Here is an 11,675-nt window from a genome sequence, read left to right on the forward strand (position 1 = left end):
ACATTACCCATAAATCACAGTACAATAAATACAATATTACTCACATTTATCCTTGGAAAATGCCAAATTCAGATGAACCCAGAATATTTTATGCAGATCGCACTAGAAGAAGCTAAAAAAGGAGATGCGCCTTATGGTGCGGTGATTGTCAAAGATCAAGAAATTGTCGCTGTAGCTCATAATACTGTCAATCGAGATAGCGATCCATCAGCCCATGCCGAAATCAACGCTATTCGTAGTTTAACAGCTAAACTTCAAAACCCTTCTTTAGAAGGTTATAGCATATATACAACTGGCGAACCTTGTCCCATGTGTGCCACGGCTTGTGTGTGGACAGGTATATCTGAAATTGTCTATGGTGCTTCAATTCAAGACCTAATCTCAGTCAACCAATCACAAATTGATATTTCCTGTGAAGAGGTGATTGCTAAATCATTTAAAAATATCAAAGTAACACGGGGTATTTTAAAGAATGAATGTTTGGAATTATTTAATTGATTTTAAATTTTTAGGGTACGTTTAACTAAGTTAACATACCCTAAGACAGATGATTATTTAACTAATTTGTATCTCTTGCAGTTAGCACCACAACTTACAAAGACGCTGCACCAGTTGCGACTAAACGCCTAAACAAAGCCTCTGACCAGCCAGTTTCTCTCAATACAGCAGATGTAGAAACTTCTACATAAGCTTGCTCAATAAAAGCTAAATCAATCATGCAAATTTTAGCTAAGGCATCTTTTAATTCATCTGGTTTACCATCAGCTTTGAGTTTTTTACCAACTTTATCAACGACAACTGCCATTGCGGGAACTACGTGCTGAGGAGCAATACCAATTTTCACATGAATTAATCCAATATGCCAACGACACTTTGCATATTCATCACCCCAATTATCCATACCTGTAAACATCTGATTAAACCAGTCAATAAAGGTGGCGTGTAAGCGATGAACTCGTCCCTCAGTGGCATTCAAAATGCCATTCATTTCTGCATCCCGTCCGAGGAAATCATAAAAATGATTTGCCATTTCTTCAGCAACCGCTTTTCCCCAATCTGTATTTGCTTGCATTACAGATTTATCTTCAGCAGTCAGACCAATACGAGTTTCCATTGTGGTCAAAAAAGCGCGAGGTTCAATAGCCATAACTAATCCTTAAAAATATTTAGGTGTAGATTTAATTAACTTTTGTTGATAGTCAAAGAAAGGATAGAGTATCAACCTTTCTCAAAATTTGGTATTCCTATAAAGGAGTGAATTCAAACACATCATGAGTACCACCTCTGAGGACTGATTCAGTATGTACTCCTCTGAATCGCTGACCAATTACTTCCTCCATAGCACCCCAAACTGCACCCAGCGTAAAAGTGCATTTACGGGGGGAATTCATGGATTCACCAGCAGAACAAACTGTTTCAGAAGTATAGATTTTAATGATTTCACCTTCAGAAACCATTTTTTCAATTATACATAAACAAGTTCCATCCTTACCAAAAGCCTGCTTCAATTTAGCAGCCGCATCATCTAATGACATTGAAGTTAAACCTAAATCTTCAGCTAACTTTTTGCCCCTAGCACGACCGGCTGTAGTCAGGGCAATAGCTGTAGCTTTTTCTCCCAAAGCTTCTTCCATCCCTATAATAGCAGCTTTAAAGCAGACAATACTATTAAAATCGCCTAATTCTTTACGTAATAGGGACATAATTTTAATTCCCAAGTTGAAGATTGTGGATAGTAATTAAGCAGTTTTACTTCGTAGCAAACCGACTAAATTTTTGAGGAATGATTGACTAACCGCTGGTTTTTGAGCAGGTTTTGGTACTGGCGCAATTACAGGTATTGAATTTCCTAGATGTTTAACTATTTACCTCGGAGGAAACTCACTAAGCTTTTGAAAAATGACTGACTTAGATTTGGTTTTTCGGGAGGTTGTTGCACGGCTGCTAAGGTAATTGGGGGAGTGGAATTTGCCAAATTAGATGTTGAAGTAGCAACCATAAAATGTTCCTCTGCTAAACCAACGACAATCAGCCGAAAGGCAATTTGCTGCACAGTTTCTACAGATATTCTCAGATGAGTAGCAATGTGATGTAGGGAAATTTGACCGTTGACAAATTCCCACAATTGCCATTCCTGGGGATTGAGTGGAATCTGAGGCTGTTTTGCAATCAAACTTGATAACCCTGAAGTTGAATCTGGTAATTTATCTGCGAAAGCTTTCCAGCTTCGTAGCGATCGCAAGCCCAACAGTATCACCTCAGTAGCTGTCATGCTCAGACCCGTCATCTCTGCTATGGGCAAATTTGTGGTTGGTTTAAATGTAAACAAACCATCCTCGACTTGAAATAAGCTAGATATTTGTCGGATGACTTGGGTATTAAATAGCAGTTTCAGTTGTTCTGGTTGTAACAATCCTTGGGACTTTAAGGATAGCCCCAGAGGTGTGTTGATGAAAGTGGGACAGATATGAGTCACTCTGGAAATAACACGTTCGCTGATCCAGCCCCGTTGAGCAATCATTAATGTCAGACCTTTTTCATCCAACCGATCAGCTGCGGCAATTATACGACCTTGATGTAGCCAGATATAGTAATGTTGTATTTTACTATTCTCAGACAGTAACTCAATATCAAGTATTCCTGTCTTTTTGCCATGATCTAAAAAGTGAAGTAGTTCCGGCAAAGAAAAATCTGTAAAATTACCAGTAATAGCCATAATATTTCTTCTCTTAACTGGTTAAAAATGTGAATTAAGCTACACAACTTTGCATTAAATGGTGTACTAAAACAATCACCGCATTGGCTACAGAATCTCTTTGCATTGGGTTAACCTTCACAATCGGGGGTAGCTGATGCTCATCCTCATATCCCAGAGCTAGAAACACATCTTCCTCAGACCAAGCATCGGGAGAATCAGTATGGGTTAGACCAATAATCATGGGAATCTGCGCCCGTTGATTCATAAAATTCATAATTTTACGCGCCTGACGGAAATCTCGCGGTCGATGTGCTGCTACCAATAAAATATAAGCGTGAGCCTTACGAATCAAAATATCCCACATAAAATCAAAGCGCGACTGACCAGGTGTACCATAAAGGTGCAAAGCCATATCAGGGCTAAATTGTAACCGCCCAAAGTCAAAAGCAACAGTAGTTTTGTGCTTCAGCAAAGCTGTTTCATCAGTTGCTATAGCATCTGTATCTACTACTTCAATCTCACTGATAGAACGGATGAAAGTAGTCTTACCAGCACCGACAGTTCCCGTGACAATCAAGCGCATATTTTCCATGTTTTTAATCCGTACACAAACAAAGAATGATTCATCACTGGGAACTGCATTTAAAGTTGTGATTTGGTAGTTACCTGTTCACAAGACTTAGGATAATAGGCTGATAAATGCACAGAATTGCCATCGGTAGCTAGTTGTAAATAAATTAAAGTTTGTAGTTAGGACTCAAGTCCTGATCATTCTGGATCTCAGCGAAGAATCACTCACTACTAACTAGGAATTTTTGGGCTATTTAACCATGTCTAACTACTTAAAACTGATCTCTGACAGTGCAGGGAAGCTTTTATGGACTCAGACGCTAATTACATTAAAATCAGCTTGAGTTCTGAGAGAACACGCTTAATTTCTAACATCAGTATTCCCTGTTTAGCCGTTTCACGAGCCAAGACGAGCAAGACAGCTTCTTCGCCACAGCCAGTGAGAATGCCAAAGCCCTTATTACCCTCAACAAATATGCGGTCAATATTCCCTCTAGATAACTCCAGCCCAATACGTTCGCCCAAAGAAAGCATAGAAGCTGACATTGCTGATACCCTTTCTTCATCCATCCCACCGGGTAAGCTTGTCCCTAAAGGTAGACCGTCAGGAGTCACTAGTGCTGCTCCCTGAACGTCAGCTGTTGCGGTGACAAAATTCTGCAAAATCATGTTCAGCTTTTCCGCATTGATTGCCATTTTTTTATTCTCCGTTGTTTTAAAAATTAGTAATATTTGAATTTGTAGCCTGACAAATTCTTCATCAGAAAATTCTCTGCTATCGCTTGATGTTTCGGTTACCCCTAAGAATTAAACTCAACTACTGCGTGATTTTTACCTCGAAGCCAGGATGCGTTGTTTGTTCACATCTTGCACTTATAGAATGTGTAGGTGCTTCAACATTAAAATCTGCGTTCAAACAATCGTAAAACTAGTAGAAATGGTGAAATAAATCTTTTTTCAAATCAGTTATCTACCTGATTTAATTATGCTTAAGTAAATATTAAATTCATACCGAGGAAATACGTATTTATTTAAAATATTACAAATGTTCATTAAGTATATTCTATGGATAGCGATGAATGAGCAGCAATTCTCTGCTGATAACACCAAAAAAATGTGAGTATGCTATTATCTTAAAGGCAGTTATATTTAATTTTTTGTGAGTAGTTACTCATGTTTAATTAAGAAAAGTTAAGTTCTCTAATTGTTGGCTCACGAGCAAATATTTGGGGATTTTTTTAGCTATTTTGCTCTAAATAATCTAAAAATGTGTTGGCTATAATAGCTGCTTGGGTGCGATCGCGCAAATTTAACCGATTTAAAATATTGGTGACATGATTTTTCACAGTCCCCTCAGATATATAAAGTTGCTGGGCAATTTCTCGGTTATTAGCACCGATCGCAATTAACCGCAAAACCTCTTTTTCCCTGGGAGTCAGTTCAGCCATGCTTGGTGGTACTGGCGGTGACTGGGTGGCTGTAACCGTGGAAAACTGAGTGACAAGTTTTTTGACTATTCCAGGGCCTAAGTGTGCATATCCCTTATAAACTGCACGAATAGCCACAGCTAACTCCTCTGATGGTGTATCTTTGAGCAAATAACCCATTGCGCCATTTTGTAAGGCCGCTTTGACATATTCATCATCATCAAAAGTTGTCAAAACTAGAATTTTAATTTCTGGACAACGTGTTTGAATTTCTCGTGTAGCTGCAACACCATCCATGATCGGCATTCTGATATCCATGAGAATCACATCAGGTTGTAGCTGTTGACTCAATTTAATCGCCTGTTCGCCATTTTCGGCTTCACCGACAATCTCTAAATCTGGTTCTAGTTCTAATAATGCTTTTAATCCTTGACGAATTAAGTTTTGGTCATCTACCAGTAAAACTTTAATCATCTTGTCAAGCTCAATAAGGGAATATAAACTATAATTTGGCAACCAGAACCAGGCTGACTATTAATCTGAAATTCGCCTCCTAGTGCTAAGGTGCGATCGCGCATACTTTGCAGTCCAAAACCAGTAGTATTTTGCATCAGATCAAAACCTTTGCCATTATCTTCAATTATCAAGCAGAAACGCCCTTTAATTGTGGTAATTTCTAGTTTTACTTCTGATGCTTCAGCATATTTAGAAATATTTGTCAAGGATTCTTGGATAATCCGGTAAATAGAGATAATAATCTCAGATGCGAGAGCATATTCTAGATTAATCAGGCAAATTGCGGAAATATTATGGGAACGTTGAAAATCTTCTAAAAGAATAGCGATCGCCTGTTCTAGACTTTGGCCTTGCAAAGGATTATAACGCATAGTAGAAACAGACTCACGAACATCATTTAGGGATTTAGAACCAAGTTCTTTAGCTCTAGCTAAAAATATTTGAGCTTTAGCCGGGTTCGATTGCCATAATTTTAAAGCTGTTTCTAATTGCAAATTTAAAGCTGTTAAAGAATGTCCTAAAGAATCATGTATTTCTCTAGCAATCCGATTACGTTCTTCTAGAGTAGCCTGATTTTCAATTCTCAAGGCATATTGACGTAGTTTGGCATTAGCAATAGCTAATTTTTCTCGACTTTGCCGTTCAGATATCACAGTATTCATTAACAGTAAGATAAAAATTAAACTTAAGCCGAATATCAGTGCCAAGCTGAGGGGAAAAAACCGAAAGCGTTCTTGTGCATGAGGCGGTAATGAGAGAGGCGATTTAAATAAGCGATATCTGAGTGTGAGCAAAAATAAACTAAACGATATACCTGTAACTAACAATCTCCCAGGTAATTGAAAAATTAGGCAACTACGAGTTACTAAAATTATGTAGAGAAAAGGAAAAAGTCTCGCAATGCGCCCCCCAAAAAATCCAGTGGTGACAATCAAGAAAATTTCGCATCCTGTATAGATTAATTTACTTAAATAGTTACTCGTGGGTAATCGTAAACCCATGATCCCAAAAATAATTAGACTACAAATAGTCAGTTCGGGGAATCTAGCGCTAAATCGAGGAGAAGGCGATGGTAGTGCAGCTGTCAAAACAGCGATCGCCAGTAAGACCCATTCCAAATACAGCAAAAACCGAAAAGGATGATTGTTAATTTGAATAGGGCGACTCATAGGATATAAAATTTTGATAATTCAGGTGTAAATAATTTATATGTTCACTCTAGTTTATAGAGAATTACCAGTCACATTCTGCATGACTGGTCATGACTTTAGTCATGGGTGTAATCATGACTTTATCCTCATGTCATTGTGATTAGGGATTTTTTATGATGGTGACATCCAAAACAAGAAACATCACCAAGTAATCCATGAAACTCAAGCCATTATCAGTGCTAGCTGGAGCAATTGCCTTAACTGTAACTGCATTACCCTTTGCTGTTCAAGCACAAATGAGATCCTCTTCACCTCTACAAATGGCACAAACTGCTAAAAAAGGTGGTCCTTGGCAACGCTTGAATTTAACAGAAGCCCAAAAAGCTCAAATGCAGACGATTAAAAGCAATACTCGCGCCCAAATTGAGGCAATTCTCACCCCAGAACAAAAAGCAACATTGGCAGCTGCAAAGCAAGCAGGTCAACAAGGGCAACAAGGACAAGGAAAAAAGGGTTGGGCTAACTTAAATCTGACTGAACAACAGAAAACTCAAATGCGCCAAATCAAGGAATCATCTCAACAACAGATGCAAGCAGTCCTGACCCCTGAACAGCGTCAACAAATGCAGGAAATGCGCCAAAATATGCGCTCGCGTGGTCAGCAACGCAATTCTCAATAACCTCTACCCATTCCCCTTCAACTGAAAAAGTCTGGGGTGGGCAAAGTTGCCCATCTCATTACCCAGATCACAGACTTCTTCACTAATTTGCCCAATATTTTTGATATTTAACAGACTTCTTGCAGAAGATGAGGAAAGGGGTAATCATGCCATCCCTTTCCCTTTCCCATTTCCCACACAGCAAATCATAAATTAGGTCAATACCTGGTAAAAACTAGGAATTATGAGTTATGAGTTAATTAAAACTCCTAGCTTGATTAAGATGTCTCAAGAATTTGCCATTGGTAGTAAAGTCAAAGTTGTCGCACTACCGCCCTACGTTAAAACCGCAGACCCCATGCCCATGCTACGCCCCCCGGATGTGATTCGCATCGGCGAAGAGGGTACAGTCCTTGATCGCCGTCCTGGAGGATATTGGGGGATACACTTTACAAAAGGAAATTTTCTTTTGGATAGCCAATATATAGAAAGTACAGATATTACTCCCGAATCTGACTTGGAAGGAGAACAAGGTAACCAAGAATTGTAAACTTGTGTAAAGTTGTCATTTTGGTCTGCACCATGATTTCTCGACGCAATTTTTTAAATATATTACTTGTCAGTTGTTTTGCCGTCATCAGTTGGTTGCATCTGACCCCAGCTGCTGATGCTATGGGTGGTAAACTTCCCGCAATCAATCAGCCAGCACCAGAGTTTACTTTGCCAACCAACACAGGTGATGGCACAATTTCCCTCTCTGACTGGCGCGGTAAGTGGGTAGTTCTCTATTTTTACCCCAAAGATTTTACTTCTGGTTGCACCATTGAAGCTCGTCGTTTTCAGCAAGACTTACCCAAATACATCGAAAAAAACGTTCAGATTATTGGTGTTAGTGCTGATGATATTGATTCCCACGCCGAATTTTGTGATTCAGAGGGGCTAAAATTTCCTCTATTAGCGGATACCACTGGCGCAGTCAGCAAAGCTTATGGTTCTTGGATTGGTGTGGTATCGATGCGCCATAGCTTTATCATTGATCCCCAAGGAATTTTGCGTGAGACTTTTCTGAAGGTCAACCCATCAGTCCACAGTACAGAAGTTCTGGCGCAACTTGACAAATTGCAGTCTATGGCTACACCACGCGAGCTATCGGCCTCATAACCATAAATTGAGGATGTAACCAAAGAGGCAGTGCCTAACCCCGCTGCCTTTCCTCATCTCCTCTGCTCCCTGCTCCCCTGCCTCTTGTTTGACACTCTCCCTCATCTATTCTCAGCTTTTTTCTGAAGGAGCGATCGCCAGTTTTCAATTGCCTTTTCTGTCCACAACCAATTTTTACTCAATTCATTGACCTGGAAATTCACAGGATCATTAGTGATCACCATTTGTTTCAACTTAATTGCTTCATTAAGATATTGTCTTTGTTTATTAACAGCAGATTGATTAGATGCCGATTTATACAGCCCCAGTGCTAACCCAGCATAGGAAGTTAAAGCGTCCTCAGACAATTTCCTCTTATTCGCTACGAGGACAGTAGAATCTGTATCTTGCTGTTTAAGAGCTAAATCCAAAGCCTTAAACCAAGAATTATTAGCACGATTTAAATTATTTTCTGCATAGTAGGCAAATCCCAAGGAATTGTTATACAAAAGCGAATCTGGTTGAGATTTCACAGCACTTTCCCAATAACGGCGGGCATCATCAATACTGTATTTTGGATCTCCAATCTGGACAAACTGCCACGCTAATCTCCCCTTAAAAAAGTTAACAGATGGATCATTAAGTTGATTTTGGGGAACTAAATTCAGCGAAGTTTCAGCAGCCGATAGCGCCCCACGATTCAGCAATTCTGCCACCGCTACCAGCCCCCCAGGCAAATCGCCCCGACTTAATTTGTCTGTAGCCTGGGCTGTCACAATTCCAGTCGCCGCCTTTGTGATGTCGGTTTCTGGCTGACCTTCGCGGAATGGAGGCGGGGTAGAAATTGGCGGTATTTCAGATGTAAATGATGATTGTCGATTCTGCCACCACAAACCCAAGCCCATAATCATGGCGATCGCTAAAGCACTTGCGCCCACAATACCGACAATAGGCCGCAGTTGATAACGAGTACGAGGTCGAGGACTGGATGGGGCTGGTGGCGATGACTCCCTTAAAGGAGGTTTCTGCCTATCTTGTGTAAAATTTCGACTAACTTCACTGACAGTTTCTGGCGTTTCTCGCCATAAATCTACTTGCTGATCCAGCGCCGCAACATCTTCCGCAGCCGGATCTTCGGGAACTTGGTTGTCTTTCATCGGTTGCACAAGTCCCCGATGCAGCAAAAATTGCTCATTTGCGGCTTTTTGCTGATCTAGCTGACGAAACAAATCCGAAACTAAAGCCGAATCTTCTGCATAGTGAGGATCATCATCAGACTCAATTTCATCCACTAAATCGCCCCAGGTCTCTTCACCTAGCCAATCTAGCCCTGAAGAATCATGACCTAAGCCAGAAGGAATCATCTCATCAATCGGTAAAGCTATATCGGCATCATCTGCCGTGGCAAAATACATCGCAGTGGGATTTACCTTCAAAGGCCGATGATGACTATAACCGTTGAGTGAGTCAGCACTTAAAGATATTTCTGGACACAAAAGACCGTCAAAATCTTGTTGGAGATATAAAATCGGTAACGCCCAGTAACTCTGGTGAGAACCATAAGCCGAAATTAATCCCTGACGTACCCGACTGACACACAAATCAACAGGATATCCCTGGCTGAGGTTGCGGTAAAACAATTGTGTCAACGTTAGCGCTACTTCATCGGGAATTCGTTCGGACATTGCCAAAACGCCCCTAATGCCCTGCCTCACCAGGCTTTCTGTCAAATTACGTTCACCCGTCATATCCCCAACGGGATCAGATGTAGCAGTGTATGCTCCCCAACAGGAATTAAACACAGCCATTTGAATATTATTGTTAACCAGCAAGCCTGCTAAATCATCACCACTAAGAGTTTCGGTTAAGCCAGTTCTTCTACTGACAAGATAAATTTGTCCACCGTTCGGACCTAAGTTACTATGACCAGAGTAGTGGAGAACTTGGTATCTTCCTTGTTCTAAAGCTTGGGTTAATTCTTCGCGCCCTGGTTGGTCTAGCAGGGTCAGTTCAATATCTGGAAAATTATTACCACTTTCATCAGTTCGTGCCGTTTGACGGTGAAGTTCCGCTTGGAGGTGAATAGCTTCTTGTTTGAGCAAATCTAGGCGAACTTGATCAGGAGGGGAAGCCAGCACCATCAAGACTTTCACTCCACCAGTTTCTGGTAGTGCTGGTCTGTTTCGGGATGGCACACGAGATGTTGCCATCATTCCGCTTTGGTAGCGAGAGAAAGCAATATAAGGGCCAGTAGCCAAAGGGCGATCGCCTGCGTGCATCACTTCCCACGGCAGACGTGCTAACCTGATATCTTTTAGCCCCAAACGTAGACGCAGTATTTGTTGGTGATTCTGGGCAATACCTTGAGCAGTAATCCAACTGTCTCTGAGAGTGCCTTGAAACAGTGCATTATAAAATTGCTGTCCCAATGCCACCAGATTCACAGAGTTTCTGGCAATGGCTTCTCCCTGCAACACTGATTTCAGTGGATCATTCATTAAATGTCCAGCAGATGCCAACCACTCAGCTACAGGCCAAGTTACCAGTTCTTCTGCCAATGGCACCCCAGGCGCGACTTGTTCCGTCCGCACCAAGTAGTCATTCTGCCCTACTGGGGTTACGGAAATGTGAAATTCCTGGGTCACAACTTTTTCTGTTCGCCTCCTAAATCTAGTTTGAAACGCGAAAGTTTCAATTCGATTTTTCGCTCCTTCTGATACCTTAGATGCATCCTGCTACTGAATGTTTCTGAACCAAGTTGTTTTGCTGCCTCGGCTATAAGTTTATCCGGATTAGCTGGCACCTGGCTAGAAAATTTTATTGGTAGATGCACCTTGATCTTCAACTCCCTTAGTCGGCTAATGTCTACTGAGGGTTTTTTTGATTTTGACACCGACGTGGAGGGATGGTAAGACTACCTTGGGAGCATCGACCCGATGAAGCGTCAAGGAATCCTCGGACTTGAGGACGAGGAGGTATCTCAAGCAGGTAATAACCGGAGAATGAGGCTTAACTCTGGAAGATTGCACCCTGATAATTAACTCCCCTAGCTGGCTAAGACCTGTTGGGGTATTTTTATGCTTGGTAAACAGTAACCATAATCATGATAAATTTCTCCGGAGGATAGTAGATGTGCCGCGAAGATTAAATTAGTAGATGCACCCTGATAACTAACTCCCCTGACTGGCTAACACTTGTTGGGGGATTTTTTTGTGCCTTGAAAAATTTCTCAGCATTTTCTCCGGAGGATGGTAGATGAGCTGCGAAGATTAAATTAGTAGATGCACCCTGATAACTAACTCCCCTGACTGGCTAACACTTGTTGGGGGATTTTTTTGTGCCTTGAAAAATTTCTCAGCATTTTCTCCGGAGGATGGTAAATGAGCTGCGAAGATTAAATTAGTAGATGCACCCTGATAACTAACTCCCCTGACTGGCTAACACTTGTTGGGGGATTTTTTTGTGCCTTGAAAAATTTCTCAGCATTTTCTCCGGAGGATGGTAGATGAGCTGC

The 11,675-nt window shown here is 41.0% G+C and carries 12 protein-coding genes; 4 read left to right on the forward strand and 8 right to left on the reverse strand.

All coding sequences use genetic code 11. The annotated features are described in order from the left end of the window. Positions 1-72: 72 nt before the first annotated feature. Positions 73-498, forward strand: a complete 426-nt coding sequence (locus tag AACX33_RS20190) for a nucleoside deaminase (protein ID WP_193998414.1) — start codon at positions 73-75, stop codon at positions 496-498. 94 nt (positions 499-592) lie between these two features. Here AACX33_RS20190 and AACX33_RS20195 read toward each other — a convergent pair whose 3' ends face one another. From AACX33_RS20195 to AACX33_RS20225, 7 genes are all read right to left on the reverse strand, one after another. Further along, on the reverse strand, positions 593-1,147 hold the full coding sequence (locus tag AACX33_RS20195; protein ID WP_193998413.1) for a protoglobin domain-containing protein: 555 nt from the start codon (positions 1,145-1,147) through the stop codon (positions 593-595). A gap of 97 nt (positions 1,148-1,244) precedes the next feature. Continuing rightward, a complete protein-coding gene (locus tag AACX33_RS20200; protein WP_193998412.1) occupies positions 1,245-1,703 on the reverse strand; it encodes a hydrocarbon-binding protein in 459 nt (152 codons plus the stop codon). A 158-nt stretch (positions 1,704-1,861) separates the two neighbouring features. Then, a complete protein-coding gene (locus AACX33_RS20205; RefSeq protein ID WP_193998411.1) occupies positions 1,862-2,716 on the reverse strand; it encodes a DUF4388 domain-containing protein in 855 nt (284 codons plus the stop codon). 34 nt (positions 2,717-2,750) lie between these two features. Further along, the gene (locus AACX33_RS20210; RefSeq protein WP_193998410.1) at positions 2,751-3,290 is read right to left on the reverse strand and encodes a GTP-binding protein; all 540 of its coding nucleotides are present in this window, start codon (positions 3,288-3,290) and stop codon (positions 2,751-2,753) included. Positions 3,291-3,592: 302 nt separating this feature from the next. After that, a complete protein-coding gene (locus AACX33_RS20215; RefSeq protein WP_193998409.1) occupies positions 3,593-3,964 on the reverse strand; it encodes a roadblock/LC7 domain-containing protein in 372 nt (123 codons plus the stop codon). 542 nt (positions 3,965-4,506) lie between these two features. Next, complete coding sequence (locus AACX33_RS20220) at positions 4,507-5,169, reverse strand: response regulator (RefSeq protein ID WP_193998408.1); 663 nt, start codon at positions 5,167-5,169, stop codon at positions 4,507-4,509. Next, positions 5,166-6,380, reverse strand: a complete 1,215-nt coding sequence (locus AACX33_RS20225) for a sensor histidine kinase (RefSeq protein WP_193998407.1) — start codon at positions 6,378-6,380, stop codon at positions 5,166-5,168. Before AACX33_RS20225 ends, AACX33_RS20220 begins: the two co-directional genes overlap by 4 nt. A gap of 197 nt (positions 6,381-6,577) precedes the next feature. On the opposite strand from AACX33_RS20225, the gene AACX33_RS20230 reads away from it, so the two are divergent. The 3 genes from AACX33_RS20230 (at position 6,578) to AACX33_RS20240 (ending at position 8,182) form a co-directional block, all read left to right on the forward strand. Further along, positions 6,578-7,042, forward strand: a complete 465-nt coding sequence (locus AACX33_RS20230) for a P pilus assembly/Cpx signaling pathway, periplasmic inhibitor/zinc-resistance associated protein (protein WP_193998406.1) — start codon at positions 6,578-6,580, stop codon at positions 7,040-7,042. 262 nt (positions 7,043-7,304) lie between these two features. After that, entirely contained in the window at positions 7,305-7,571 is a 267-nt protein-coding gene (gene sipA / locus AACX33_RS20235; RefSeq protein WP_193998730.1) for a regulatory protein SipA, read from the forward strand. A 32-nt stretch (positions 7,572-7,603) separates the two neighbouring features. Beyond that, positions 7,604-8,182 carry a peroxiredoxin gene (locus AACX33_RS20240; RefSeq protein ID WP_193998405.1) on the forward strand — a complete coding sequence of 193 codons (579 nt, stop codon included), beginning with the start codon at positions 7,604-7,606 and terminating at the stop codon, positions 8,180-8,182. A gap of 101 nt (positions 8,183-8,283) precedes the next feature. On the opposite strand, the gene hetF is transcribed toward AACX33_RS20240, so the two are convergent. Further along, positions 8,284-10,806: a cell division protein HetF gene (gene hetF / locus AACX33_RS20245; protein WP_193998404.1), complete on the reverse strand. Its 2,523-nt coding sequence runs from the start codon at positions 10,804-10,806 to the stop codon at positions 8,284-8,286. Positions 10,807-11,675: the final 869 nt, after the last annotated feature.

Origin of the sequence: Nodularia sp. LEGE 04288, from assembly GCF_963896525.1 — a bacterium.
Taxonomy (GTDB): domain Bacteria; phylum Cyanobacteriota; class Cyanobacteriia; order Cyanobacteriales; family Nostocaceae; genus Nodularia.

Coding starts and splice junctions, on each gene's coding strand:
- AACX33_RS20240 (WP_193998405.1), top strand. CDS start 7,604: ATGATTTCTCGACGCAATTTTTTAAATATATTACTTGTCAGTTGTTTT.
- AACX33_RS20225 (WP_193998407.1), bottom strand. CDS start 6,380: ATGAGTCGCCCTATTCAAATTAACAATCATCCTTTTCGGTTTTTGCTG.
- AACX33_RS20190 (WP_193998414.1), top strand. CDS start 73: ATGAACCCAGAATATTTTATGCAGATCGCACTAGAAGAAGCTAAAAAA.
- AACX33_RS20210 (WP_193998410.1), bottom strand. CDS start 3,290: ATGGAAAATATGCGCTTGATTGTCACGGGAACTGTCGGTGCTGGTAAG.
- AACX33_RS20215 (WP_193998409.1), bottom strand. CDS start 3,964: ATGGCAATCAATGCGGAAAAGCTGAACATGATTTTGCAGAATTTTGTC.
- sipA (WP_193998730.1), top strand. CDS start 7,305: ATGTCTCAAGAATTTGCCATTGGTAGTAAAGTCAAAGTTGTCGCACTA.
- AACX33_RS20200 (WP_193998412.1), bottom strand. CDS start 1,703: ATGTCCCTATTACGTAAAGAATTAGGCGATTTTAATAGTATTGTCTGC.
- AACX33_RS20220 (WP_193998408.1), bottom strand. CDS start 5,169: ATGATTAAAGTTTTACTGGTAGATGACCAAAACTTAATTCGTCAAGGA.
- AACX33_RS20230 (WP_193998406.1), top strand. CDS start 6,578: ATGAAACTCAAGCCATTATCAGTGCTAGCTGGAGCAATTGCCTTAACT.
- AACX33_RS20195 (WP_193998413.1), bottom strand. CDS start 1,147: ATGGCTATTGAACCTCGCGCTTTTTTGACCACAATGGAAACTCGTATT.
- AACX33_RS20205 (WP_193998411.1), bottom strand. CDS start 2,716: ATGGCTATTACTGGTAATTTTACAGATTTTTCTTTGCCGGAACTACTT.